Raw genomic sequence first — 23,945 nt, 5'->3', positions numbered from 1 at the left:
CCCTCGGGCTCCCCCGCCGCTGCTCGCGGGGGGGGTGCTCCCTGCGGCCTCCGTGCGTACGATTCCTATTTCGCGTCGTCGGGCGTCCCCCCCCCCACCCCTCGGGGCCGCGAACTCGAGCGCGCCAGCGCTGCGATACTACTGCTGGGCCGCTTGGCCCTTGTTGATGTTCGGCGCCGGTGCGGCCTGGGGCTGCGCCGGGTCGATCGCCGCGTTGGTGTTGCCGGTGGGCAACGCGTCACCGCGCATGGAGGCGCGGATCTGCTCGAGCTTGCTGTGCCCGGCCATCTGGACACTGGCCTGCTGCACCTCCATCATGCGACCCTGCACCGTGTTCTGCGCCAGCTCGGCCGAACCGAGCGCGTTGGCGTAGCGGCGCTCGATCTTGTCGCGCACGGCGTCCAGGCTGGGCGTGGAGCCCGGCGCGGACAGGGTGGAGTCCATCTGCTGCAGCGAGGCCGAGACCTGCTCCTGCATCTTGGCCTGCTCGAGCTGGCTGAGCAGCTTGGTGCGCTCGGCGACCTTCTGCTGCAACATCATCGCGTTCTGCTCGACCGCCTTCTTGGCCTGTGCGGCGGCCTGCAGGGACTGATCGTGCAACACCTTGAGGTCTTCCACCGACTGCTCGGCGGTGACCAACTGGGCGGCGAACGCCTCGGCGGCGTTGGTGTACTGAATCGCCTTCTCGGTGTCGCCCGCCGCCTGCGCCTGATCGGCCAGGGTGACGGCCTGACGGGCGTTGGCGTTGAGCTTCTCGACCTCGTCGAGCTGGCGGTTCAGCTTCATCTCCAGCTGACGCTGGTTGCCGATCACCGACGCCGCCTGCTGCGACAGCGCCTGATGCTGACGCTGCGCCTCCTCGATAGCCTGCTGAATCTGGACCTTCGGATCCGCATGCTCTTCGATCTTGGAGTCGAAGAGGGCCATCATGTACTTCCAGGCCTTCACGAACGGATTAGCCATCGATTGATCCCGCCTCCATCTGTGCGTCGCTCGTGCGACTGGTGGTACGCGACCGTCACGCACCAGATACGTGCTTATCCTTCACCATGCGGCACCCGAACCGGAACAACCGGATCGATCGACGCCTGAGGAGAATCTATCCGTTCTCATCAGCGGTGTGCAGCGTCTCGCGCGTGAAGCGCTGGGTTCGCCGCGTCACATTCCCTTCACCAATACCAGCATCTCGGCCCTCGGGGCCGGGATGACGATGCGGGTGTCTTCGGCGATGCCGATGCGCGCGCCCTGCTCGGCCGCCGCGCTCGCGGAGGCGGATGCCTCGCCCGTAGCGGGTTCGGGCAGGGTGGCGGGCTCGGCTTCGGTCGGCTCCCGCTCGGCGGCGGGGCCGGTCAGCGCGGGTTCGCGCGGGGCGGAGCCATCGGCGCCCGCCATCAGGGTGCTCACGTCCCACAGCACGCGCGAGAGCGGCAGATCGAGCGCCTCGCAGATGCTGGCGAGCAGTTCACTGGAGGCTTCCTTGCGGCCGCGCTCCACTTCCGACAGATAGCCGAGGCTCACGCGCGCCGAGGTCGACACCTCGCGCAGCGTTCGATGCTGGGCGAGACGCGCACGCCGCAGACTGTCCCCGATTGCCTCCCGCAGCAGCGTCATCTCGTTCTCCTCCACCTCGTGTCACCGCCGTAGCGGTGCTCACCTCTTTCTGGCACAACGTCGAGCATGGACCAGTGGTTCCCGAACCCGGCTATTTCACACTGACACAGCGAAGCAACTCCCGCACCGCACTGTGCACCGCACCGAGTCTGATCGTCCACCGGTCGCCGTGCAGTTTCAACCGGACCACTTCGCTGTGACGTGGACCGGCCAACCCGAGGTATACCGTGCCGACGGGATGCCCGTCCTGGGAATCGGGTCCGGCGACCCCGGTCAATCCGATACCCCAGTCCGCGCCGCACTGCCCTCGCGCCCCCACCGCGAGCTGTTCGGCGGTCGAGGCGGCGACCGGTCCGTCGGTCCGGAGCAGGTCGTCGTCGACGCAGGCCAGGCGGCCTTTGAGGTCGGTGGCGTAGACGATCAGCCCGCCCCGCAGTACCGCGCTCGCCCCGGGAACGCCCGCCACCGTGGCGGCCAGCAGGCCCGCGGTGAGCGATTCGGCCGTGGCGACGGTCTGACCTGCCGCGGTCAGCGCCCTGACCAGTTCGGCGACCGGCGCACCGGCGACGAGCGGATCGCTCACAAGCGCGACCGTCCACCCGCCAGCCACACCCTGGCCGACTGTCCCACATAGTCCAACCCGGTGACCACCGTCAGCGCCACGGCCAGGTACATCAGCCACATGCCCGCGGTGGCGAAGATCCCCGACAGCGGCAGCACCAGCAGTGCGACCGCCACGGACTGCACCAGCGTCTTGAGCTTGCCGCCACGTCCCGCCGGGATCACCCCGCGCCGCACGACCACCAGTCGCAGCAGCGTGACGCCGATTTCGCGGCCACAGATGACCAGGGTGATCCACCACGGCAGATCGCCCAGCACCGAGAGCCCGATCAGCGCCGATCCGATCAGCGCCTTGTCCGCGATGGGGTCGGCCAGCTTCCCGAAATCGGTGACCAAACCGTATTTGCGGGCCAGTTGCCCGTCGAAGCGGTCGGTGATCGCGGCCAGGCCGAAGACTGCCGCCGCGATGATCCGCCAGCGGGTGTCGTGGCCGCCCTCGGCGAACAGCGCCAGCACGAACAGCGGCACCAACACGATGCGCGCGATGGTCAATACATTGGCGATATTGAGCAGCGGAACCTGGGTCTCCGCCACCACGTGCATCGGTGTCGCCGCACTCGACCCACGATCGATCTCTTCGGGTCGCACGCTCATCCTGTGTCTGTCGGGCATGCTCGGGCGGCCCACGTGGCTACGCTTCACTACCGCCTCCGGACGCTGACCGCTCATGCCCTGCCCTCTCGGCACTCACCGGCACTGCGCCGAAAACCAACGGTTTCGCGAGTTGTTTGCTCGCACGATCGGTGCCCCGCGATCCGGTCGTCGAGCCCGGCGCGATGCGAGGAGCGGAACGACAGGATGTGCGGCACATGTTCAGACTATCGGTAACCCGGCCGACTACTGTGCACCCATGACCTCACGGGGACCCTCGAGTAGTCCGACCAGCGACGCGCAGACCGCCGCGCCCACTGTGGCGCCCCTCTCCGGTGTGGTCGTTCGACGAGCGCGAACCTCCGATGTCCCCGAGATCAAGCGCCTGGTGGACGAGTACGCCGGCCGCATCCTGTTGGAGAAGAACCTGGTCACGCTGTACGAATCGGTGCAGGAATTCTGGGTCGCCGAGCTCGACGGACAGGTCGTCGGCTGTGGTGCGTTGCACGTGCTGTGGGCCGATCTGGGCGAAGTACGCACTGTCGCGGTGGATCCGGTCGTCAAGGGCCGCGGAGTCGGCGGTGCGGTGGTCGAACATCTCGTGACCGTGGCCCGCGAATTGCAGTTGCAGCGCGTGTTCGTGCTCACCTTCGAGGTGGACTTCTTCGGCAGGCACGGCTTCGTCGAGATCGACGGCACACCGGTCACCGCCGAGGTGTACGCGGAGATGTGTCGCTCCTACGACACCGGTGTGGCCGAATTCCTCGACCTCAGCTTCGTCAAGCCGAACACCCTGGGCAACACCCGCATGCTGTTGACCCTGTAGTACACCCCTCGCGAGAAAGTGATCGACTGTGCCGATCTTCGCTGTTCACTACACCTACTCCGAGTCCACCGCGGCCGACCGCGCGACCCACCGACCCGAGCATCGCGGCTGGTTGAACGCCCTCGTCGACGCGGGCACCGTCCTCACCAGCGGCCCCTACCCCGACGGTTCGGGCGCGCTGCTGCTGTTCCGGGCCGAGGACGCGCCGTCGCTGAGCGAGCTGCTGCGTGCGGACCCGTTCGCGAAGCTGGGCCTGATCGACGCCGTCCGCGCGGTCGAGTGGCTGCCGGTGATGGGCGCCTTCTCCGACTAGTCGACCAGCACGGACGACGCTGCCCGGAACCGCGACGGTTCCGGGCAGCGTCGTACCGGGTGTCAGGCGTCAGTCGCGTTGGTGTGGCGGGTACGCAGCAGGCTCGCCACCGTCGCGATGACCAGGATGCCGATGATCACGCTCAGCGAGACCGCCGTGGAGATCTCCGGCACGCTCACGTGCTCGCCGCCGTTGATGAACGACACCGTGTTCTCGTGCAGCGCGTGCAGCACCAGCTTGACGCCGATGAACGCCAGGATCGCGGCCAGGCCGTAGGACAGGTACACCAGGCGGTCGAGCAGCCCACCGATGAGGAAGTACAGCTGGCGCAGACCCATCAGCGCGAAGGCGTTGGCGGTGAACACCAGGTACGGCTCTTCGGTGAGACCGTAGATCGCCGGAATCGAGTCCAGCGCGAACAGCAGGTCGGCGAAACCGATGGCCAGCAGCGCGAGCAACAGCGGGGTCACCACGCGTTTGCCGTCGATTCGGGTGATCAGCTTGTCACCGTCGTATTCGTCGGTGGTGGGCAGGAACCGCTTGGCCAGCGAGACGATGTAGCTGTCGCGCTTCTGCTCGTGTTCGGCCTCGTGCCCGCTCTCGCGCAGCAGCTTGATCGCGGTGTAGATGAGAAACGCGCCGAACAGGTAGAACACCCAGCTGTAGGCGCTGATCGCGGCCGCGCCGACCGCGATGAACACACCGCGCATCACCAGCGCCAGCACGATGCCGATGAGCAGCACCTTCTGCTGGTAGATCCGCGGCACGGCGAAGGTGCTCATGATGATGAGGAAGATGAACAGGTTGTCGACCGAGAGCGCTTTCTCGGTGACGAAGCCCGCGTAGTACTCCCCCGCGAAGGTGCCGCCCCACTTCCACGCGACGAACAGGCCGAACAGCAGCGCCAAGCTGATGTAGACCGCCGACCAGATGCCCGATTCCTTGAAGGTGGGCTCGTGCGGGGTGCGCACGTGGGCGTAGAAGTCGAAGACGAACAGGCCGAGGATCACCAGTCCGGTGATCACCCACTCGAGCGTGGTCACCTGCATGTGGTGGTCCGATCGATGAAGTTCATGCCGTCCATAATGCCCGAATTGTCCGTTTCAGTTGTCTTTGCGGAATGCTTGCCCGCCATGATTTCACACACATTCACGGGCTGCCCCGCCGCCGCGCACGAGAAAAGCGCTTTCGCCCCCGTCACGGCCGCTGCTACCGTCACGGCATCACCGGCGACGATACAGACCCGAGAGGAGCGAGCCGTGTACGAACCCACCGCGCAGAAACCGCGCCCCATCGCGACGCACCGGCTCCACTCCGGTGTCCTGATGTCGGATCCGTGCCTCGCACGCGCCCGCTTCACCGCCTGAACAGGCGATTGTCGCCCGACCCCGTGTCCGGGCACTCCCGTCCATGAGCCGTGCCAGGTCCCTCCTCGTTCGTCGCCGCCTGCTTCCGGCACGGTCAGAGCAAACCGGCAACGGTGTTACTCGTCCTCGGACGCGCCCGGATCGCCGCCACGGATCGACCACAACAACCCGTCCAGCTCGTCGGGCTTGATCAGCACGTCCCGCGCCTTGGAACCCTCGCTGGGTCCCACCACGCCGCGGGTCTCCATCAGGTCCATCAAGCGGCCCGCCTTGGCGAAGCCGACCCGCAGCTTGCGCTGCAGCATCGAGGTGGACCCGAACTGCGAGGTGACCACCAGCTCCACGGCCTGCAGCAACACGTCCATGTCGTCGCCGATATCGGGGTCGACGTCCTTGACTTCGCCGGCCTTGGCCGCGGTGACGCCCTCCTGGTATTCGGGTTCGGCCTGGGTCTTGCTGAACTCGACGACACCCTGGATCTCCTCGTCGGAGATGAACGCGCCCTGCAGGCGGGTCGGCTTGCCCTGGCCCATCGGCAGGAACAGTCCGTCGCCCATGCCGATCAGCTTCTCCGCGCCCGGCTGGTCCAGGATGACGCGCGAGTCGGTGAGCGAGGAGGTGGCGAACGCCAGCCGTGAGGGCACATTGGTCTTGATCAGACCGGTGACCACGTCCACCGAGGGGCGCTGGGTGGCCAGCACGAGGTGGATACCGGCCGCGCGCGCCTTCTGGGTGATCCGCACGATCGCGTCCTCGACGTCGCGCGGGGCGGTCATCATCAGGTCGGCGAGCTCGTCGACGATGGCCAGGATGTACGGGTAGGGCCGGTAGACGCGCTCGCTGCCCAGCGGCGCGCTGATCTGGCCCGACTTCACCTTCTTGTTGAAGTCGTCGATGTGGCGCACCTTGTTGGCCTGCATGTCCTGGTAGCGCTGTTCCATCTCCTCCACCAGCCAGGCCAGCGCGGCGGCGGCCTTCTTAGGCTGGGTGATGATGGGCGTGATCAGGTGCGGAATGCCTTCGTACGGCGTGAGCTCCACCATCTTCGGGTCGATCAGGATCATCCTGACCTCCTCCGGGGTGGCCCGGTGCAGCAGCGAGATCAGCATCGAGTTCACGAAACTCGACTTACCCGAACCGGTGGAACCGGCCACCAGCAGGTGCGGCATCTTGGCCAGGTTCGCCGAGACGAACTCACCCTCGATGTTCTTGCCGAGACCGATCACCAGCGGATGGTGGTCGTTGCGGGTGTGCGGCGACTTCAAAACGTCGGCCAGGCGCACCAATTCGCGGTCGGCGTTGGGCACCTCGATGCCCACGGCCGACTTGCCGGGGATGGGCGCGAGCAGACGCACGTTCTCGGTGGCCACGGCGTAGGCGAGGTTGCGGGCCAGCGCCGTGATCTTCTCCACCTTGACGCCGGGGCCGAGTTCCACCTCGTAGCGGGTGACGGTCGGCCCGCGCACGAAGCCGGTGACCGCGGCGTCGATCTTGAACTGCACCAGGACCTCGGTGATCGCCTCGATCATCGACTCGTTGGCCGCGGAACGCTTCTTCGGCGGGTCGCCGTCGAGCAACAGGGTCAGCGGAGGCAGCGTGTAGTCGCCGTCGACGACACGATCGGTGACGAATTCCGGTTCCGGTGGCGGCGGCGGGGTCTGGTCGACCGGCTTGACCTCCGGGCGCTTGCGCGCCGGTTTCGGCGCGGGCGCGGGCACGGGTGGCTCGTCGATCGGTTTGGCATCGCGCAGCGGCGGTTCGCCCAGCGATTCGGTGACCGGGTCGGAGCCACCGAACTCCTCGGAGGAGAAGTTGTCGTCGGGGTTGCGGCCACGGCGACGAGTTCGGTTGCGGTGCACCGGGAATCCGTCGGCGTCGTAGTTGGCCGGGTCGTACGGGTCGGTGTCGTCGGCGTATTCGCCGAGACCGAAGTATTCGCGCAGCCTGGCCGGCACCTCACGCACCGTGGTGCCGGTGAGCAACAACACGCCGAACATCATGGCCAGCAGCAGGATCGGCAGTGCGAGCCAAGGCGTGAGGCCCCGGCCGAGCGGTCCGCCGATCGCGTACCCCAGCGCGCCCGCCGCCGTGGCACGGCCCTCGGCGGCGGTCGGGGAACCGGCCGCCAGGTGCCACACCCCCAGCGCGGGGAGTACGACGAGCAGCCCACCGAGGACCAGCCGCGGCCGGATCTCCGGATGCGGTTCGGTGCGCATCAGTATCACCGCGAGCGCGACCAACAGGATCGGCGCCAGCGCGGCGGCCGAACCGGCGATCGCTCGGACGACGTCTTCGAGGAAACGGCCGACCGGTCCGCCCGCGGAGAGCCACATCGCGGCGGCGATGATCACGCTCAACGCGATGAGCGCCAAGCCGATGCCGTCGCGGCGGTGCCCGTGGTCGAGTTCGCCCGCCCGGCTCAACGTGCGCGTGGTGGCGCCGACACCCCGTGCCAGCATGGTCCAGCCGCTGCCGATACCGCGCCCGATCACCGCCAGCGGTGCGGTGTCGGAGGCGCGCTTGACCGGCCTGCGCGCGGGCGTGGTTCGCCCACGCGGAGCCGCCGTCGCACGCGGGGTCGCCGAACGAGACCGCGCCGCCGGCGTCTGCCCCCTGGTCGATCCCGCCCGCGCACGAGAGGTCGTGGTGCTGCGGGACTTACCTGCCATGACCATCAGGCTAGCCGCTCGGGCACCTCCGAGACCATCCGCAACACTGGCCCCACCCCGCTCGCCGGGGTGATCCAGCCTGGATCCGCTGGTCGCAGCGCCCCGGTCAGCGTGGGAAAACTCGCCGCGAACCGCGTTTCGCGACCCCGAACTTATGGAAACCTTGTCGATCGCCACTGTTTCGGGTTGTCGCGGGCTCGAATGGCTGGCGCGGGCGCCATAACCCTCGGTACGTTGACAGCGCTCTATCGGGTCGTCGACCCGTGCATATGAAGGGGACGCTACAAGTGAAGAGAATGCTCACCAGCGCGGCCGTGCTGGGTGCCACCGCGGCGGCGTTGTTCGCGGGGCACATCGCACCGGCCCAGGCGCAGTCGGGCAATTACGGCGCCATCGCGGTGTCGGTCAAACCGGGGGTCTACGGATACGCCACCGATTACGGCAGTTACGGCGCTGCCGAAGCCGGTGCCATGGCGGCCTGCCGACGTGGCGGTGGCGGTGGCGGCTGCGATGTGAAGGTGTCCTACCGCAACGGTTGTGGCGCCATCGCGATCTCGCGCGGATGGTGGAGCTACGGCTCCGCGTCGACGATCGGCGGCGCCAAACGCGAAGCGCTGAACAACAATCCGGGCAACGCCTACATCAAGCACTGGAACTGCACCAGCGGCTACCAGCTCTAGCCCGACCCGTTTCGATCATCATCATGGGAGTTGTAGTGAACAACCGTCCAGTGCAAACCGCTGCCGCCCTCGTCGCGATCGTCGCGGCGCTCGGTCTCGGCGCGTGCAGTTCCGACGCCACCATCATCGACAAGACCGCGGCACCGACGACCAGCGAGGGCGGAGCCTTCGAATCGGGCGAGGCGAAGGCGGGCAAGGAAGAGGGCGGCGAGCCGGCGGCCACCACGGTGCCCAACCTGCCCAAGCCCACCGCCGACGAGCTGAACGCCCGGTTGAACAAGGCCATGGCCGGTCAGCTCACCGGTGACGAGAAGAAGACCTACATCGAGGACGCCGATCAGGATCCGATGCTGGTCGACAAGTTCGTCGAGGCGGCGAAGCAGAACAACGTGAAGGTCACCATCACCACCGTCGGTGAGCCCGTCGACGGCAAGCTCCAGGCGAACGCTGACGTCACCATCGACGGCACGCCGGTGAAGGACGCCTTCGTCGATTTCGTCGCCGAGGACGATTCGTGGAAGGTCTCGCACGTGTTCGCGTGCAACATCGTGAAGTCGGCCCAGCTCGACTCCGCGGCCTGCCAGGCCTGAGAAGCGGCCGAATACCGGTGAACCCTCGGCCCGAAAGTCGGGGCGAATATCGAGAAAACCGCTGGGCGACATGGTCGCCCAGCGGTTTTCAGTTCGAGCTGTCGATCAGTGGATCAGACGGCGACGACCGTCGGCACGATCATCGGGCGACGACGGTAGACGTCGGCGACCCAGCGACCCACCACCCGGCGCACGCCCTGGGCGATGCGATGGGTGTCGGTGATGCCCTCACCGGCCAGGCGCAGCAGCTCCGCCTCGACCAGTTCGTTGGCGCCGTCGAGCGCGGTTCGATCATCGGAGAAGCCGCGCCCGTTGAGCTCGGGCGTGCTCACGGCCTTGCCGGTGGTCGAGTCGATGACGATGGTGATCGAGATGAAACCACCCTCGCCCAGGACCAGGCGGTCCGACAGGGTCGACTCGCCGACGTCGCCGACCGAGAGGCCGTCGACGTAGACGTAGCCGACCGGCACGCGACCGACGATGGAGGCGATGCCGTCGACCAGGTCGACCACCACGCCGTCCTCGGCCAGCATCACGCGCTCCTCGGGCACACCGGTCGCCACGGCCAGCGCGGCGTTGGCGCGCAGGTGACGCCATTCGCCGTGCACGGGCATGGCATTGGTCGGGCGCACGGCGTTGTACAGGTACAGCAGCTCACCGGCGGAGGCGTGCCCGGAGACGTGCACCTTCGCGTTCTGCTGGGTGATCACGGTCGCGCCGAGCCGGGCCAGGCCGTTGACCACGGCGAACACCGAGTTCTCATTACCGGGGATCAGCGAGGACGCCAGCACCACCAGGTCGTCGGCGCGGATATTGATCTGGCGGTGTTCGCCACGTGCCATCCGCGACAGCGCCGAGAGCGGCTCGCCCTGGGAACCGGTGGAGACCAGCACGATGCGGTTGCCGGGCAAGTTCGCGGCCTGGTCGAGGGTGACAACCGTGTTGTCGGGCACCGTCAAATAGCCCAGATCCTGCGCGATCTCCATGTTGCGGACCATCGAACGGCCGACGAAGCAAACTTTGCGGTTGTACTTCTGGGCCACGTCGACGACCTGTTGGATGCGGTGAACATGGCTGGCGAACGAGGCCACGATGACGCGGTTGGTGGCCTTACCGATGACATTGTCGAGCACGCCACCGATCTCACGCTCGGGGGTGACAAAGCCCGGCACCTCAGCATTGGTCGAGTCGATCAGCAGCAGATCGACGCCTTCGTCACCGAGACGGGAGAAGCCCGCGAGGTCGGTGAGACGGCCGTCGAGTGGCAGCTGGTCGAGCTTGATGTCTCCGGTGTGCAGTACCACGCCCGCGCCCGTGCGGATGGCGATGGCCAGTGCGTCCGGAATCGAGTGGTTGACGGCGAAGTACTCGAGCTCGAACGGCCCGTGCACGGTGGTCTCACCCTCGGTCACCTCACGCAGCTTGGGCTGCAATCGGTGCTCGCGGCACTTGGCGGCGACCAGCGCGAGGGTGAACTTCGAGCCGATCACCGGAATGTCGGAACGCAACCGGAGCAGGAACGGTAGCGCGCCGATGTGGTCCTCGTGGCCGTGTGTCAACACCACTGCCACGATGTCGTCCATCCGGTCCTCGATGGGTCCGAAGTCCGGCAGGATCAGGTCGACGCCGGGCTGCTGGTCCTCGGGGAACAGCACACCGCAGTCGACGATCAGCAGCTTGCCGCCGTATTCGAACACGGTCATGTTGCGGCCGATTTCGCCGATACCGCCCAGTGCGAACAAGCGCAGACCGTTCTTCGCCAGCTTCGGCGGCGGGCCCAACTTGTCATGGGCGGCCTTTTCGCGCGGCTCGGCGACCGGTGCCGAACCTCGACCGCGACCGCCACCCTGCCTGCCACGACCGCCGCCGCGGGACTGCTCGGCGACCGGCTTGCTCTTGGCCTCGGCCTGCTTGCCCTTGGTTTCGGTGGTCGACTTGCTCCTGGTGCGTCGCGGCGCGGTCTTCTTCGCGGCCACCTGCTCATCGGCGACGCCCAGCAGGTCGGTACCCACTTCGGCGCTACCGGCCAGGTTCGCCTCGGCGGTGACCTCGGCGATCGGTTCGGCGATCGCCGGTTCCTTCACCGCGGGGGCGGTCTCGGTCGGCACCACCTCGTTCACCGGTGCCTGCACACTCTCCACAGGTAGCGGCTCGGGCGCACCGGCGGCGCGCGATGCCGCACGGCGACGGGGCTTACGGGCTACGGGTTCGGTCATGCCGACACCCCCGCGGCCTGCAGGTCCAGCGCCAACTCCTCGAGCTGTGCCGGTGTCGGCATCAGCTGGGGCAATCGGGGCTCACCTACGTCGATGCCGAGCAATCGGAGTCCTCCCTTACACATCGCCACACCTCCCAGGCGGGTCATGGCCGCGTACAGCGGCAGTAGTGTCGCGTTGATCTCTCGCGCCCTCGCCACGTCACCGGTGGTGTAGGCGTGGTGGATCTCGCGCAGTCTTTCCGGCACGAGGTGTCCGATGACGCTGATGAACCCGATCGCACCGACCGAGAGCCAGGGCAGATTCAGTCCATCGTCACCGGAGTAGAAATCCAGATCGGTGGTCGCGATGAGATCGGCTCCGGAGACGAGATCGCCTTTGGCATCCTTCACCGCGACGATGTTGGGATGCTCGGCAAGGCGCCGGATCGTGTCGATGGCGATAGGCACCACCGACCTCGGTGGAATGTCGTAGAGGGTGATCGGCAGCGCGGTGGCGTCGGCGACCGCGGTGAAGTGGGCGATCAGACCTTCCTGCGTGGGCCGCGAGTAATACGGCGTCACGACGAGCAGACCGTGCGCGCCCGCGTTTTCCGCAGCACGCGCCAGTTCGATCGAGTGCGCGGTGTCGTAGGTGCCCGCGCCCGCGACCACGGTGGCCCGGTTGCCGACACCGTCGACGACCGCCCGCAGCAGGTCGGCCTTCTCGGTTTCGGTGGTGGTCGGCGATTCGCCGGTGGTTCCCGAGATGATCAGCAGGTCGACACCGCGGTCGACCAGATGTGCCGCCAGTGCGACACCGGCATCGACGTCGAGCTTGCCCGCAGCGCTGAAGGGGGTCACCATCGCGACACCGACCGTGCCGGACGCGCGCAGCTCCGTTGGCGTCGATTCACCGTTCGTCATGGTCAGAAAGGCTACCCGGTCCCAGGTTGCGCCTCGACACCCTAGCGCCCGAAGCGGCTGCCGGTGGAGGTCTTTCACCTTGCGTGATGTCATATTTGACGTCACACTGATGTCATGGATCTGAATGCTCATACCGCGCGGTTGCGCGAGGAACTGATCTCGGCCGCCGCACTCGGCGACGAGAAAACGCAGGCCACCGCCGCCGCGCTGGCCGCCGCGGTGGAGAGTTCGAGCCGTCTGGTGCTGCTCTCGGCGCTGTCGGAACTGGCCGCCGAGATCAGCACCGAACTCGGTGACCGCACGGTGCACGTCCGGCTGCAGGGCACTGACGCCGTGGCAGACGTGCGCAAGAACACCCCGCACGGCGAGGAGGAGCCGCAGACTTTCGAGGAGATGACCGGCGACATCAGCCGGGTGACCCTGCGTCTGGTCGAGCAGCTCAAGTCACGCGCGGAGGAGGCGGCCCAGCAGAACGGCCAGTCACTGAACTCCTGGCTGTCGGGCGCCGTCAGCGGCGCGTTGAAGGATCAGATGCGCGGATACGGCGGCAAGGGCTGGTAGCCGGCGGCGCGATCACAGCAGCGGGGCCAGGTCACCGCGGTCGCCGATCACGACTTCGTCGAGTTCGAGCCAGTCGGCCATTTCCCGGAGCGCCCCGCGTAACGCCTGGGCGGTCTCGGCCGTCGCGTAGCCGGGCTCGGCGAACGCGGCGGGGGCGAGCAGTCGGCCGGTGGCGCGTTCGGCGCGCAGATCCACCCGGCCGACCAGCCTGCCGTCGACGAGCAGCGGGAAGACGTAATAGCCGTGCACCCGTTTGGGTTCGGGGGTGTAGATCTCGATTCGGTAGTGGAAGTCGAAGACCCGCTGGGTGCGCGGACGGAAGAAGATCAGCGGATCGAACGGGCACAGCAGCGCGGTGCCGGTGATCCGCCGCGGGGTGGCGGCCTCCGGGTGCAGGTAGGCGGGCGCGTCCCAGCCGTCGACGTCGACCGCCAGCAGCTCGCCCGCGTCGACCAGGTCGGCGATCGCCGGGGCACTCTGCCTGCGGGCCAGGCGGTAGTAATCGCGCAGGTCGGCCTCGGTACCGATGCCGAGTGCACGGCTGGACCGGCGGATCAGCTCGCGCACCGCGTCGCCCTCGCCGATCTCACGATCGGCCACATCGGCCGGGACGACCCGCTCGGTCAGGTCGTAGTGCCGGGTGAACCCGACCCGACGCGCGGTGGACAGCTCGCCCGCGGCGAAGAGCTGCTCACAGATCATCTTGGTGTCGCTGAGGTTCCACCAGGTCCCTTTCGGGCGCGGCTTGTCCAGTTCCAGATGACGTTCGATCTCCCCCGCGCTCGCCGCGCCCACCTCGGTGACGACGTCGAGAATGTCTTTGCCCAGCGTCGGATTGCGCTCGACGACCTTGCGCATCCCCGACCAGCGCCCGTGCCGATATTCCGCCATCCGCCAGCGCATCAACGGCCAGTCGGCGACCGGGATCAACGCGGCCTCGTGCGCCCAGTACTCCACCAGTCCCCGCCGAGCCTTCGCGCTGTCGCTCCAAGCCGCGCCGTCGAGCAGGCTGCGATCGTAGGGGCCGATCCGGCTGAACACCGGCGCGTAATGCGCGCGCACCACCGCCGACACCGAATCGATCTGCAGCAGACGGGTTCTGGCGACCACGTCGAGCACCGCCCGACGCTTCGGGTTGGTCGGCCTGCGCTTGCCGAAACCTTGCGCGGCCAGTGCCGTTCGACGAGCTTGCGCCGCATTCATCCGCTGCATCCACTCAGCCTGACAGAGGGGTCCGACACGTTCTCGGCGCTCAGGTGGAGACCCGCACCGCGCCCGCGGTGTCGATCTCGGTCCGCCGGTCCCCGCCCGGTGCGGCGGCCAGCACGGTCGCCACCCAACGCCTGCCGACCGGCAGGACCCGCACAGTCACCGAGCCCGCGCCCGCCATCTCGAGTTCGCCGACCGCCGCCTCGATCACGGTGTTGCGCACCCATTCCGGCACACCGATGAAGCCGCCGTCGTCGAGCAGGGTCACCTCGACGCCACGCGATCGCGCCCCGCGCGCCGCGGAGCTGAGGCGGTCGGTGACCAGCTGCGGCGCCCGAAGACCGTCGCGCAGTTCGGCTTCGAGCAGCCTGCAGTGTTCGCGTTCGGTGTCGGTGAGCTCGATCCCGGCCGCGATTCTGGCCAGCAGCGGCCCCGCCACCCGGTCCAGGGCCCCCAGTTGACGATCACGCTCGGCGTTGGCCGCGGCCAGGGCGGCCTCGGTGGCCGCCCGCCGATTGGCTTCGCTGCGCAGTTCGCGCAGCGAACGCTGGGTGGGTCGCACGATCGACATGAACACCGTCACCGCGCCGACGGTGGCCACCGGTGTCAGCGCGCGCACCACGGTCTCGGGATGCCAGCTGGTGAACACACCCAGCGTCACCAGCACCGTCGCGGCCGCCGCCACCCCCAGCCAGGCCGACCCGATCCGCCCGCGCAGCACCAGCATCGCCAGCAGGTACGAGGTCGGGTAGGCCGTCCACAGCTGGTGGGCGAACCCCGAGGCGCTCTCGAGCCACGGCACGGTCAGCGCGATCGAGGCGGGCCCGGCGCACGCGACGAACACCGTGGCGGGCCACGGCAGCGGATCCACCGGGAACACCAACACCACCAGCGCCGCCACGGTCATCAGCACCAGCGCGGCGAACGCGGCCGCGGGCGGTGCGATATCGAAATTCACCCGCAGATACATCACGATGGTGGCTTCGAAGATCACCACGAACAGCCACGCCGTGCCGTCGCTGAGGCCGAACAGATCGCGCATCGCGAACGGCAGATCACGCTCGACCATCAGCTACCCCACACCAGAGTGACCACGGTCCCCGCCCCCGGCGCCGATTCCACGAAGGCCGCACCGCCGGCGAGCGCGCGCATCCGGCCCAGAATGCTGCCCGCGATCCCCATCCGATCGGCCGAGACCCGCGCCGGGTCGAACCCGGCGCCGTCGTCGGACAGCACCACCCGGATCCCCCCGGTCGCGATGGTGATCGACACACCGCGCCGCACCGCCCGACCGGCGACGTCGGCGTGCCGCAGGCTGTTGCGCACCGCCTCCGCGAGCGCGGCCCCGAGCACCTGCGCGGCCTCCATCGGTAGGCACAGATCGGCCGCGCGTCGCGAGGACACCTGCACCTCGATCTCGGATTCCACCTCGTGCACCGCCTCGCGCAGGAACTCGATCGTCGCCGCGGCGTCGAGGTGGTCGACCTCGGGCACGATGCGCGACTGCTCGAGCTGTTCGAGGGTGCGCGCGGCCTGGTTGCGCAGCACCGACGAGGACTGGCGCGCGCGGGAGGCCTCCAGCAGCGTCGAGAGCACCGCGTCGTGGATGAGCGCCGCGAACCGCGCGCCCTCGCGTTCCTTGGCCGAGGTCGCCGCGACCGCCGCCGCTCGGCTGCGCTGACGCACCGCTTCCCGGTCGACCCGCTCGGCGGCGGCGCGCGCGTACACCACGCACCACAGGAACAGTGCCGCCACGCCGAGCGCCCTGGTGATGTCGCCGAACAACGCCCACATCGAACTGTCCGGCACGACAAGGGCATTCGCCACACTGGTCGCCACCGCGAGCACGGCCCCGAAGCCTGCCGCGGCGCGGCGCGGCCACGCGAGCCCCGCGGCCATCACACCCACCGCCAACCCGCGGTAGGGCCAGGACGCGAACGAACCGATGTGCACCACCGAGTACACCAGCGGCGTCGCCAAGGTCGCCGCGAGATAGCACACGGCCGCCGCGGCGGCGGTGCGCCGGATCGCGTGGTCGCTACCGCGCGCCGACACGATCGCCAACGCCGCGAACATCAGATACGCGGCCATCAGATGCAGTTCCGGCCAGACCGACCGGCTGACCGGCTGAACCAGCACCGCGGGCAGTTCCAGCGCCATCACGATCGTGGCGCCGGTCCCGATCACCAGCCCGAGCCTGCGCAGGATCTGTTCGGTCGCCGCCCGCGAGAACTCGACATCGCCGACCGGTGCGGGCGCCGTCGCGACCGCGAGTCCACTCACGTGTGCTGCTGCCTTTCCGGCACGGGCAGCCACCCGTCCTCGACAGCGCGCTTGTACAGATCGGTCTTGGTCGGTGCGGGTCGACCCGCGTCGGCGTATTTCTGCCGGATGCGGCCCAGGTAGTCGTTGACGGTCTGTTCCGACAGCCCGGTCAGCCGGGCCACCCGCGACGCCTTCTCCCCCGAGGCGTACAGCATCAGCACCTCTTCCTGCCGCGGGCTGAGCCCGACGTCGGAGAGTTTCGGGTCACCGTCGATGGCGGCGGCCCAGTCGGTGGTCACCACCTGTTCCCCCGACGCGGCCCGGCGCACCGCCTCGACCACCGTCGCCACACTCTCGGACTTGCGCAGCACTCCGAGCACGCCCGCCTTGGCGGCCGAACGCACCAGGAAGGCATTGTCGGCGCCGGTGAACACCAGCACCTCGATCCCGCGTTCGCGCAGCGCGGTGACGTTGTCCTCGGGCGTCGAGCCGTCCGGCAGGCGCAGGTCGAGGACCACGAGATCGAGGTCGGTGGTCTCGGTGAGCAACCCGGCGACCGATTCCGCCGCCGCCACCAGTTCCAGATCGGGCTCCGGGCCGAGCATCGCGGCCAGCCCGATCGCCACGGACTCGTGGTCCTCCACCAGCCCCACTCGCCGCACCGTGCGCGTCTGCGCCAACTCGCTCACCCGACCACTCCCCATCTTCGAACACCCACCGCGGCCAGCCCGCAACACGTCGGTTTCGAGTTCTACCGCATCCGAGGTGCGCGTGTCAGCCCACCAAAATTCGGGGCGGGCCCGATTCAGCTCATCAGACCCGCAGCGATGGTCGCGCCGAGTTCCCAGCATTTGTCCAGATCAGCCTTGCTCGGCGGGCCCGAGACCACCACCGCGGCGGCGGCGCGCTGCCAGCCCAACCCGGTGGTGATCCGTTCGACGCTGCTTTCGGCGCCTTCGGTGCCTTCGTTGCCGTGCAGGTAGAGGCCGTAGGGGCGGCCACCGGTGGAGTCCAGGCACGGGTAGTAGATCGTGTCGAAGGCGTGTTTGAGCGCACCGCTCATGTAACCCAGATTGGCCGGGGTACCGAGCAGGTAGCCGTCGGCGTCGAGCACATCGACGGCGGTCACCGCCAGCGCGGCCCGGCGCACCACCTCGACTCCCTCGATCTCCGGGTCGCTCGCGCCGGCGAGGACCGCTTCGAACATCGCCTGCGTATGCGGCGACGGGGTGTGGTGGATGATCAGCAACCGGGCCATGGGCTCGCTACTCTCCTGGGTCGCGTTCCAGTTTTTCCAGTGCCACCGCGCGGCGCATGGTGTCGCGGGCGCGGCCTCGGTCCCCGGCGTAGTCGTAGGCACGCGCCAGCCGGTAGGAGCAGCGCCAGTTGTCCGGGTCGGCTTCCCATTCGGTTTTGATCCGCTGGAACAGGTCGTCGGCCGCGGCGCGTTCGATCCGGCCCGATGGCCGACGCGGCAGTTGCGAGGTGTCGACCTCGAGGTCTTCGTCGTGGATACGCCGGGCCAGCCGTTGGTGATCGAAGGCCGCGCTCAAGGTCGACCACAGGATCCAGATACCCACGACGGGCAGCAGCAGCATGCCGATGCCGATCGTGATGCCCGCGAACCCGCCGTCGGCGATGTAGGCGATGGCGAGCCCGCCGAGCCGCACGAAGTAGAACAGCAGCGCGACAACGAGAAATGCCACGACCGCAACGGTTTTCAGGACCTGCCGATCGGGTCGCCGGTCGGCGGCGGCGCTCACAGATCCAGGAACGGGTCGAGTCCGACGGTCAGCCCCGCGCGCCCCGCGATCTCGCGCACCCCGAGCAGCACGCCCGGCGCGAACGAGGAGCGGTCGATGGAGTCGTGGCGGATGGTCAGGGTCTCGCCCTGCGTGCCGAACAGCACTTCCTGGTGGGCGACGAGCCCGGCCAGGCGCACCGAGTGCACCCGCACACCGTCGACGTCGGCGCCGCGGGCACCCTCGAGTTCGGTGGTGGTGGCGTCGGGGCTGATGCCGACCCCGGCCTCGGCGCGGGCCGCGGCGATCACCGCGGCGGTGCGGTAGGCGGTGCCCGAGGGGGCGTCGGCCTTGTTCGGGTGGTGCAGCTCGATGACCTCGACCGAGTCGAAGAACCGGGCCGCCTGCTCGGCGAAGCGCATCGACAGCACGGCGCCGATGGCGAAGTTCGGCGCGATCAGCACGCCCACCTCGGGCCGCTGCGCCAACTGCCCGCGCACCTCGGCGAGGCGGACCTCGTCGAAGCCGGTGGTGCCGACGACGGCGTGGATGCCGTTCTCGATCAGGAACTTCAGGTTGCCCATCACCACGTCGGGGTGGGTGAAGTCGACGACCACCTGGGTGCCCGTCTCGGTGAACGTCGCGAGCGCGTCGCCCTTGTCGACCTGGGCCACCAGCTCCAGATCGGGCGCCGCCTCCACCGCCGCGCAGATCGCCTGCCCGACCTTGCCGCGTGCTCCGAGCACTCCGACCCGAATGGTCACCGCATCTCCTCGTCCTCGACTGGCGCTTGCTCGTGGAAGCCTATCGAGCAGCCGACGGGGCCGCGGCGCCGACCTCGCACCGTCCGGTCGCCCGGCGGGGCGAGGTGTCAGTCGAAGACGATGACCTGGCGTAGCGCGGCGCCCGCGGCGAGATCGTCCATCGCTTGATTCACCTGGTCGAGACCGATGCGGGCCGACACGAGCCGCTCCAACGGCAGCTTGCCCTCGCGCCACCGCCGCACGTACTCGGGGATGTCGCGGTCGGGGACCGCCGAGCCCAGGTAGCTGCCGATGATGGTGCGACCCTGCGCGACCAGGGCCAGCGGGGAGATCGTCGCGGTGGCGGTGGGGGCGGGCAGGCCGACCGTCACGGTGACACCACCGGGTGCGGTTGCGGCGACGGCTGTTTCGAACGCGCGGATGTTGCCCGCCGCTTCGATCACCACGTCGGCCTGCACGCCCTGTTCGGCCACTTCGCCGGGCGTGCAGGCAGCGGTCGCACCGAATTCGCGGGCGAGCGCGAGCTTTTCGGGCACCGTGTCGACGGCGATCACCTCGCCGAGCCCGAGCGAGACCGCGACGAGCACGGCCGCCATCCCCACTCCACCGAGCCCGACCACCATGATCCGGTCTCCCGCACCGGGTTTCGCCGCGTTGAGCAGCGCGCCCCCGCCGGTGAGCACCGCGCAGCCGAGCACCGCCGCCACCTCGGGCGGCACATCGTCGTAGACCGGCACCACCGAACGCCGGTCCACCACCGCGTGCGTGGCGAAACCGGAGACGCCGAGGTGGTGTTGCACCACCTCGCCGTCGCGGGTGAGCCGCCGCCCACCGGCGAGCAGCTCGCCGGCGTTGTTGGCCACGCTGCCCGGCCCGCACGGCGTGCGCCCGTTGCTGGCGCATCCCGCGCAGTCGCCGCAGCGCGGCAGGAATGTCATCACGACCCGCTGTCCGAGCGCCACGTCGGTGACACCGGCGCCCCTCGATTCGACGATGCCCGCGGCTTCGTGGCCGAGCAGCATCGGCACCGGCCGCACGCGATTGCCGTCCACCACGGACAGATCCGAATGGCACAGTCCGGCGGCCTCGATCCGCACCAGCAATTCGCCCGGTCCCGGCTCGGCCAATTCCAGCTCGCACACGGTGATCGGCCGCGAATCGGCGAACGGCGCCGGGTCGGCGATCCGTTCCAAGACGGCTCCACGAATCTTCATGTCCGCGACGCTACCGCGAGAGCTCTTTACAGGTTCCGGGATCTGTCGCTAACCTCGATCTCGGTGATGGTGCTCCTGTCGGCCGCCTCGTACCGTGCCCAGGGTCGGCGCCATCACGAACAAGGAGAAATCCCCTGTCAGTGCAGTTCAATCACACCATTGTCGGATGTCGCGATAATCGGGAAACCGCCGAGTTCTGGGCGGACATCCTCGGGTTGGACATAGGAAAAGAGTGGGGGCCGTTCATTCCGATCGCCCTCGATCACGGTGCGGCCTTCGATTTCGCCGCGGTTCCGCCCTTCGTTTCCGAAATCCAGCCGCAGCACTACGCATTCCTGGTCTCGGAGGCCGAGTTCGATGTGGCCTACGCCAAGATCCAGCGCTACAAACTGGATCATTGGGCCGATCCCCAGCAGCACGGGGTGAACGAGATCAATCACAACGACGGCGGTCGCGGCGTCTATTTCCTCGACCCCAACGGCCACTTCCTGGAACTGATCACCGTTCCCTACGGTGGTTGGCCGGAGTGAGCACTCAGGCCGGTTCCGATACCCATCGGGACCGGCCTGCGTTCACGCCGGTGTCGCGGCCGCCCGGATCCCGCGCAGCCCCAGCAGCGCGGCACCGACACACGCCACCGACACGATCACGATGAACCACGGGAAGACCGTCGCGATCCCCCACGTCGTCGCCGCCCAGCCCGCGGCCAAGGTCGGCAAGGCCATCGCCGAGTAGGCCAGCAGGTAGAAAGCCGACATCGTCTCGCCACGGCGATGCGGTGGAACGACTTCGGACAGGTGCCGCAGCGACCCACCGAACCCGAGCCCGAACGTCGCGCCGAGCACCAGGCCCGCGACGATCACGACGGCGGGCTGTTTCGTGGCCAGCGCCGGAATGGTGGCGAGCAGCGCGGCCGCCATGCCGAGGTCACCGATCACCGCCGCACGACGGGCCGGAACACGGGTGGCGAACAGTTGGACCAAGGCGGCGACCAGCGCGGTGCCCGCGACGACGACGCCACCGAACACCAGGTTGTGCATGCCGGTCTCGGCCGCGGCCAGCGACGGATACAGCGACAGCAGCACACCCAGCACCGACCAGGCGGCCATCACGCCGATCGCGGAGAACCAGAAATCGGCCTTGATCTCGGCTGGGACGGAGGGTTTCGCGATGGTGATGCGCGCCTTCACCCGGGTGGTGTGCGGTTCACGCAGGGCGAGAATGCCCGCTCCCGCGGCCAGGCAGACCACCGCGATGACCACGTACGGGGTGCGCAGCGGTGACGGCGCGTACTGCGCGAGCACCGCGGTGCCGAGCACCGCGACGGCGATGCCGACATTGAACGCGACTCCGCTGAGCTGCCCGGATCGCGCACCACGTTCGGGCCGCAGGTCCAGCAGCGCCGCGGCACCCGCCACGACGGTGGCTCCGACGGCCGCGCCGTGTAATGCCCTGGCCAGCAACAACATCGGCACCGAATCGGCGAGCAGGAAGGCGACCAGTCCGAGGATCATGGTGGCGAAGGCGCCGATCATCACCGGCTTGCGGCCGACCACATCGGAGATCCGGCCGGAGACCAGCACCGCGCCGAGGGCCGCGAAGGCGTACACGGCGAACACCATGGTCGTGGTCAGCGGCGACAGATGCCACTGGGTCTCGTAGATCCCGTAGAGCGGAGCAGGTGCCCCCGAAACCCCGAGCGCCACCGCACTCGCGGACAGGACGAGCCCGTACGCCCAGCGCTGCCCGGCCTCGACCGGCGCCATCGTTGTCGCTGCCACAGCAGCCCCCATCAGCAGAGTTTGATAACCATCGAACGAGGCTCACGCTACGCCGAGTATGATGACTATCAAACCCCCGAGTGAGGTAGCTCATGACACAGGCTAAAGATCTTCCGCCGGCGCCGACCCTACCCGTCGCCGCGCTGCCCACTGTCCTGGGCGCTCTCCACGACCCCGTTCGGCTGGAGATGGTCCGCCGCCTGAGCAATGCCGCGGCCCCGATTCGCTGTTCGGCCCTCTACGACGCGATCAACAAGTCCACCGCGACCCACCACTTCAAGATCTTGCGCGAAGCGGGCCTGATCGAGCGCCTGACCGTCGACGGCCAGACCTTCCAGAATCTGCGCACCGAGGCCGTCGAGCGCGCTCTACCCGGCCTCCTGCCCTCGATCGTCGACGCGGCCAACCGCGCAGGCACTTCGATCGAGCCGGTCCATACGTCTGTCGACAGGCCGGGCTCGAACCACTGAGCCGTCTTCTCCGTGGCCCGAATCGGTCAGCGTTCGACGAGCTTTCGCACCGAGGCGGGCAGTTCGCGGGTGCGCTGATACGGGCCCGACACCGCGGCACCGTAGGGGCGGGCGAGCAGGGTGGCGGCGATCTCGCTGACCTCGGCGGTGGTGACGGCGTCGATGCGAGCCAGTGTCGCCGAGACACTGCGGTGGTTGCCGTAGCTGAGTTCGCTGCGGCCGATGCGGTTCATCCGGGAGGCCGAGTCTTCCAGGCCCAGCACGAGTCCCCCGCGCAAAGACCCCTTGGCCCTGGCGCATTCGGCATCGGTGACCCCGTTGGCCGCGACCTCGTCGAGCACACCGCGCGCCAATGCTGTCACCTGGCCGAGGTTTTCGGGCTGGCAGCCGAGCGAGACCGAGAACGATCCGGTATCGGCGAAGGTGTCGACACTGGAGTACACCGAGTACGCCAGGCCGCGTTCTTCGCGAATGCGCTGGAACAGACGCGAACTCAGGCCACCGCCGACGATCGTGTTGAGGATCGACAGTGGCCACCGCTGCTGGCCTTCGTGTCTGCCGAAGGCCCGCACCCCGAAGGCCAGGTGGGTCTGTTCACTGTCCCGATTGATCCGGATCAGGCTCGGTGCGCCTTGCGCGCGGAACTTCCCTTCGCGGCGCGGGGCGGGTTCGGCGGTGGTGTCCAGGTGCGGCCCGAATGCCCGATGCACCAGTTCCACGACGCGTTCGTGGGCCACGTTGCCCGCCACCGCGACAACCATGCGCTCGGGCCGGTAGCGGCGCTGATGGAAGCCACGCAACTGCGCGGCCTGCATGTTCTCGATGGATTCGACGCTGCCGATCACCGGGCGCCCGATGGGGTGCTCGCCGAACATCGCGGTGAGGAAGGAGTCGGCGACCAGGTCTTCGGGGTCGTCGTCGCGCATCGAGATCTCTTCGAGCACCACTTGGCGCTCCACGTCGACGTCGACCGCGCGGCACAACCCGTTGAGGACCACGTCGGAGACGAGGTCGACGGCCAGTGGCAGGTCCTCGTCGATGACGTGGGCGTAATAGCAGGTCTGTTCCTTGGCGGTGAACGCGTTGAGTTCGCCGCCCACCGCGTCCATGGACTGCGCGATGTCGAGGGCGGTGCGGGTGGGTGTCGCCTTGAACAGCAGGTGTTCGAGGAAGTGCGCGGCGCCGGCCACGGTGGGGCCTTCGTCGCGCGAACCGACTCCGACCCACACTCCGATGGACGCCGAGCGCACGCCGGGCACGTGCTCGGTGACCACGCGCAGGCCACCGGGCAGCACGGTGCGACGCACCCCACCGTCGGTGGAGACGTCGTCCGCGGATTCGGTACTCGACTCTGTCAACTTCGGCTTGGTCACCCGATCCCCCCTAGCGGCGTCCCCATCGGATCGGTCTCCGATGCGGTCGGCTTCGACTTCGTCACCAGATCTCACCGAACGGCTGTGCTGGCATGGTTCCTCAACCTCTCGAACGGGAGTTGGCGACGTGCGATCGAAGCCTCCTTGTGCAGGCAGCAGGCGCGACGGCCGACTCCT

General features: G+C 68.4%; 26 protein-coding genes. 7 read left to right on the top strand and 19 right to left on the bottom strand.

Annotation, left to right across the window (positions count from 1 at the left end; genetic code table 11):
- Positions 1 to 138 precede the first annotated feature (138 nt).
- The 4 genes from pspA to pgsA all read right to left on the bottom strand — a co-directional run bounded on the left by pspA (position 139) and on the right by pgsA (position 2,826).
- Positions 139 to 963: a phage shock protein PspA gene (gene pspA, locus ACFWUR_RS11325; protein ID WP_062988009.1), complete on the bottom strand. Its 825-nt coding sequence runs from the start codon at positions 961 to 963 to the stop codon at positions 139 to 141.
- 195 nt (positions 964 to 1,158) lie between these two features.
- Positions 1,159 to 1,611, bottom strand: a complete 453-nt coding sequence (locus tag ACFWUR_RS11320; RefSeq protein WP_378905505.1) for a helix-turn-helix domain-containing protein — start codon at positions 1,609 to 1,611, stop codon at positions 1,159 to 1,161.
- Between the two features lie 91 nt (positions 1,612 to 1,702).
- Positions 1,703 to 2,194, bottom strand: coding sequence for a CinA family protein (locus ACFWUR_RS11315; protein ID WP_378905502.1), 492 nt, complete (start codon positions 2,192 to 2,194; stop codon positions 1,703 to 1,705).
- Complete coding sequence (pgsA, locus tag ACFWUR_RS11310) at positions 2,191 to 2,826, bottom strand: CDP-diacylglycerol--glycerol-3-phosphate 3-phosphatidyltransferase (RefSeq protein ID WP_378905499.1); 636 nt, start codon at positions 2,824 to 2,826, stop codon at positions 2,191 to 2,193. The genes ACFWUR_RS11315 and pgsA overlap by 4 nt, the downstream gene beginning before the upstream one ends.
- Positions 2,827 to 3,082: 256 nt before the next feature.
- On the opposite strand from pgsA, the gene ACFWUR_RS11305 reads away from it, so the two are divergent.
- Together ACFWUR_RS11305 and ACFWUR_RS11300 are read left to right on the top strand one after the other, a co-directional pair.
- Positions 3,083 to 3,649, top strand: coding sequence for an amino-acid N-acetyltransferase (locus ACFWUR_RS11305; protein WP_378905496.1), 567 nt, complete (start codon positions 3,083 to 3,085; stop codon positions 3,647 to 3,649).
- Positions 3,650 to 3,677: 28 nt separating this feature from the next.
- Positions 3,678 to 3,962, top strand: coding sequence for a YciI family protein (locus ACFWUR_RS11300; RefSeq protein WP_378905493.1), 285 nt, complete (start codon positions 3,678 to 3,680; stop codon positions 3,960 to 3,962).
- A gap of 62 nt (positions 3,963 to 4,024) precedes the next feature.
- Here ACFWUR_RS11300 and ACFWUR_RS11295 read toward each other — a convergent pair whose 3' ends face one another.
- From ACFWUR_RS11295 to ACFWUR_RS11285, 3 genes are all read right to left on the bottom strand, one after another.
- Positions 4,025 to 5,011: a TerC family protein gene (locus ACFWUR_RS11295; protein ID WP_378905490.1), complete on the bottom strand. Its 987-nt coding sequence runs from the start codon at positions 5,009 to 5,011 to the stop codon at positions 4,025 to 4,027.
- Positions 5,002 to 5,181, bottom strand: a complete 180-nt coding sequence (locus ACFWUR_RS11290) for a hypothetical protein (protein WP_378905487.1) — start codon at positions 5,179 to 5,181, stop codon at positions 5,002 to 5,004. Before ACFWUR_RS11290 ends, ACFWUR_RS11295 begins: the two co-directional genes overlap by 10 nt.
- A gap of 264 nt (positions 5,182 to 5,445) precedes the next feature.
- On the bottom strand, positions 5,446 to 7,998 hold the full coding sequence (locus ACFWUR_RS11285) for a DNA translocase FtsK (RefSeq protein ID WP_378905484.1): 2,553 nt from the start codon (positions 7,996 to 7,998) through the stop codon (positions 5,446 to 5,448).
- Between the two features lie 296 nt (positions 7,999 to 8,294).
- On the opposite strand from ACFWUR_RS11285, the gene ACFWUR_RS11280 reads away from it, so the two are divergent.
- Together ACFWUR_RS11280 and ACFWUR_RS11275 are read left to right on the top strand one after the other, a co-directional pair.
- On the top strand, positions 8,295 to 8,678 hold the full coding sequence (locus tag ACFWUR_RS11280; protein ID WP_378905799.1) for a DUF4189 domain-containing protein: 384 nt from the start codon (positions 8,295 to 8,297) through the stop codon (positions 8,676 to 8,678).
- A gap of 23 nt (positions 8,679 to 8,701) precedes the next feature.
- Positions 8,702 to 9,268 (top strand): hypothetical protein, encoded by a 567-nt coding sequence (locus ACFWUR_RS11275; RefSeq protein ID WP_378905481.1) that lies wholly within the window; start codon positions 8,702 to 8,704, stop codon positions 9,266 to 9,268.
- 113 nt (positions 9,269 to 9,381) lie between these two features.
- Here the strand turns inward: ACFWUR_RS11275 and ACFWUR_RS11270 are convergent, their stop codons facing one another.
- Both ACFWUR_RS11270 and dapA read right to left on the bottom strand, forming a co-directional pair.
- Positions 9,382 to 11,484, bottom strand: a complete 2,103-nt coding sequence (locus ACFWUR_RS11270) for an RNase J family beta-CASP ribonuclease (protein ID WP_378905477.1) — start codon at positions 11,482 to 11,484, stop codon at positions 9,382 to 9,384.
- Entirely contained in the window at positions 11,481 to 12,389 is a 909-nt protein-coding gene (gene dapA, locus ACFWUR_RS11265; protein ID WP_378905474.1) for a 4-hydroxy-tetrahydrodipicolinate synthase, read from the bottom strand. The genes ACFWUR_RS11270 and dapA overlap by 4 nt, the downstream gene beginning before the upstream one ends.
- Before the next feature lie 114 nt (positions 12,390 to 12,503).
- Here dapA and ACFWUR_RS11260 point away from each other — a divergent pair, with 114 nt between their 5' ends.
- Complete coding sequence (locus tag ACFWUR_RS11260; RefSeq protein WP_378905471.1) at positions 12,504 to 12,950, top strand: hypothetical protein; 447 nt, start codon at positions 12,504 to 12,506, stop codon at positions 12,948 to 12,950.
- A gap of 12 nt (positions 12,951 to 12,962) precedes the next feature.
- On the opposite strand, the gene ACFWUR_RS11255 is transcribed toward ACFWUR_RS11260, so the two are convergent.
- From ACFWUR_RS11255 to ACFWUR_RS11220, 8 genes are all read right to left on the bottom strand, one after another.
- Positions 12,963 to 14,162 (bottom strand): winged helix-turn-helix domain-containing protein, encoded by a 1,200-nt coding sequence (locus ACFWUR_RS11255; protein WP_378905468.1) that lies wholly within the window; start codon positions 14,160 to 14,162, stop codon positions 12,963 to 12,965.
- A gap of 40 nt (positions 14,163 to 14,202) precedes the next feature.
- Complete coding sequence (locus ACFWUR_RS11250; protein WP_378905465.1) at positions 14,203 to 15,228, bottom strand: hypothetical protein; 1,026 nt, start codon at positions 15,226 to 15,228, stop codon at positions 14,203 to 14,205.
- On the bottom strand, positions 15,228 to 16,442 hold the full coding sequence (locus tag ACFWUR_RS11245) for a sensor histidine kinase (RefSeq protein ID WP_378905463.1): 1,215 nt from the start codon (positions 16,440 to 16,442) through the stop codon (positions 15,228 to 15,230). The genes ACFWUR_RS11250 and ACFWUR_RS11245 overlap by 1 nt, the downstream gene beginning before the upstream one ends.
- Positions 16,439 to 17,128 (bottom strand): response regulator, encoded by a 690-nt coding sequence (locus ACFWUR_RS11240; protein ID WP_378905461.1) that lies wholly within the window; start codon positions 17,126 to 17,128, stop codon positions 16,439 to 16,441. The genes ACFWUR_RS11245 and ACFWUR_RS11240 overlap by 4 nt, the downstream gene beginning before the upstream one ends.
- Before the next feature lie 101 nt (positions 17,129 to 17,229).
- A complete protein-coding gene (locus ACFWUR_RS11235; RefSeq protein ID WP_378905458.1) occupies positions 17,230 to 17,682 on the bottom strand; it encodes a flavodoxin family protein in 453 nt (150 codons plus the stop codon).
- A gap of 7 nt (positions 17,683 to 17,689) precedes the next feature.
- Complete coding sequence (locus ACFWUR_RS11230) at positions 17,690 to 18,130, bottom strand: hypothetical protein (protein WP_378905455.1); 441 nt, start codon at positions 18,128 to 18,130, stop codon at positions 17,690 to 17,692.
- A 53-nt stretch (positions 18,131 to 18,183) separates the two neighbouring features.
- Positions 18,184 to 18,930, bottom strand: coding sequence for a 4-hydroxy-tetrahydrodipicolinate reductase (gene dapB / locus ACFWUR_RS11225; RefSeq protein ID WP_378905452.1), 747 nt, complete (start codon positions 18,928 to 18,930; stop codon positions 18,184 to 18,186).
- Between the two features lie 107 nt (positions 18,931 to 19,037).
- Positions 19,038 to 20,144, bottom strand: a complete 1,107-nt coding sequence (locus ACFWUR_RS11220) for a zinc-binding dehydrogenase (RefSeq protein ID WP_378905449.1) — start codon at positions 20,142 to 20,144, stop codon at positions 19,038 to 19,040.
- 134 nt (positions 20,145 to 20,278) lie between these two features.
- On the opposite strand from ACFWUR_RS11220, the gene ACFWUR_RS11215 reads away from it, so the two are divergent.
- A complete protein-coding gene (locus tag ACFWUR_RS11215) occupies positions 20,279 to 20,674 on the top strand; it encodes a VOC family protein (RefSeq protein WP_378905797.1) in 396 nt (131 codons plus the stop codon).
- A gap of 42 nt (positions 20,675 to 20,716) precedes the next feature.
- Here ACFWUR_RS11215 and ACFWUR_RS11210 read toward each other — a convergent pair whose 3' ends face one another.
- The gene (locus ACFWUR_RS11210) at positions 20,717 to 21,910 is read right to left on the bottom strand and encodes an MFS transporter (RefSeq protein ID WP_378905795.1); all 1,194 of its coding nucleotides are present in this window, start codon (positions 21,908 to 21,910) and stop codon (positions 20,717 to 20,719) included.
- A 107-nt stretch (positions 21,911 to 22,017) separates the two neighbouring features.
- On the opposite strand from ACFWUR_RS11210, the gene ACFWUR_RS11205 reads away from it, so the two are divergent.
- A complete protein-coding gene (locus ACFWUR_RS11205; protein WP_378905446.1) occupies positions 22,018 to 22,395 on the top strand; it encodes an ArsR/SmtB family transcription factor in 378 nt (125 codons plus the stop codon).
- Positions 22,396 to 22,421: 26 nt separating this feature from the next.
- On the opposite strand, the gene ACFWUR_RS11200 is transcribed toward ACFWUR_RS11205, so the two are convergent.
- Positions 22,422 to 23,753 carry a M16 family metallopeptidase gene (locus ACFWUR_RS11200; RefSeq protein ID WP_378905793.1) on the bottom strand — a complete coding sequence of 444 codons (1,332 nt, stop codon included), beginning with the start codon at positions 23,751 to 23,753 and terminating at the stop codon, positions 22,422 to 22,424.
- Positions 23,754 to 23,945 lie beyond the last annotated feature (192 nt).

It is taken from the genome of Nocardia sp. NPDC058633 (assembly GCF_042717045.1).
Classification (GTDB): domain Bacteria; phylum Actinomycetota; class Actinomycetes; order Mycobacteriales; family Mycobacteriaceae; genus Nocardia.
The sequence above is the reverse complement of the archived record's forward strand: the minus strand, read 5'-3'. Positions and strand labels throughout refer to the sequence as shown.

Coding starts and splice junctions, on each gene's coding strand:
- ACFWUR_RS11205 (WP_378905446.1), top strand. CDS start 22,018: ATGACACAGGCTAAAGATCTTCCGCCGGCGCCGACCCTACCCGTCGCC.
- ACFWUR_RS11235 (WP_378905458.1), bottom strand. CDS start 17,682: ATGGCCCGGTTGCTGATCATCCACCACACCCCGTCGCCGCATACGCAG.
- ACFWUR_RS11240 (WP_378905461.1), bottom strand. CDS start 17,128: ATGGGGAGTGGTCGGGTGAGCGAGTTGGCGCAGACGCGCACGGTGCGG.
- dapA (WP_378905474.1), bottom strand. CDS start 12,389: ATGACGAACGGTGAATCGACGCCAACGGAGCTGCGCGCGTCCGGCACG.
- pgsA (WP_378905499.1), bottom strand. CDS start 2,826: ATGAGCGTGCGACCCGAAGAGATCGATCGTGGGTCGAGTGCGGCGACA.
- ACFWUR_RS11220 (WP_378905449.1), bottom strand. CDS start 20,144: ATGAAGATTCGTGGAGCCGTCTTGGAACGGATCGCCGACCCGGCGCCG.
- ACFWUR_RS11255 (WP_378905468.1), bottom strand. CDS start 14,162: ATGCAGCGGATGAATGCGGCGCAAGCTCGTCGAACGGCACTGGCCGCG.
- ACFWUR_RS11260 (WP_378905471.1), top strand. CDS start 12,504: ATGGATCTGAATGCTCATACCGCGCGGTTGCGCGAGGAACTGATCTCG.
- ACFWUR_RS11270 (WP_378905477.1), bottom strand. CDS start 11,484: ATGACCGAACCCGTAGCCCGTAAGCCCCGTCGCCGTGCGGCATCGCGC.
- ACFWUR_RS11280 (WP_378905799.1), top strand. CDS start 8,295: ATGCTCACCAGCGCGGCCGTGCTGGGTGCCACCGCGGCGGCGTTGTTC.
- pspA (WP_062988009.1), bottom strand. CDS start 963: ATGGCTAATCCGTTCGTGAAGGCCTGGAAGTACATGATGGCCCTCTTC.
- ACFWUR_RS11295 (WP_378905490.1), bottom strand. CDS start 5,011: ATGCAGGTGACCACGCTCGAGTGGGTGATCACCGGACTGGTGATCCTC.
- ACFWUR_RS11305 (WP_378905496.1), top strand. CDS start 3,083: ATGACCTCACGGGGACCCTCGAGTAGTCCGACCAGCGACGCGCAGACC.
- ACFWUR_RS11275 (WP_378905481.1), top strand. CDS start 8,702: ATGGGAGTTGTAGTGAACAACCGTCCAGTGCAAACCGCTGCCGCCCTC.
- ACFWUR_RS11210 (WP_378905795.1), bottom strand. CDS start 21,910: ATGGCGCCGGTCGAGGCCGGGCAGCGCTGGGCGTACGGGCTCGTCCTG.
- ACFWUR_RS11285 (WP_378905484.1), bottom strand. CDS start 7,998: ATGGCAGGTAAGTCCCGCAGCACCACGACCTCTCGTGCGCGGGCGGGA.
- ACFWUR_RS11320 (WP_378905505.1), bottom strand. CDS start 1,611: ATGACGCTGCTGCGGGAGGCAATCGGGGACAGTCTGCGGCGTGCGCGT.
- ACFWUR_RS11250 (WP_378905465.1), bottom strand. CDS start 15,228: ATGGTCGAGCGTGATCTGCCGTTCGCGATGCGCGATCTGTTCGGCCTC.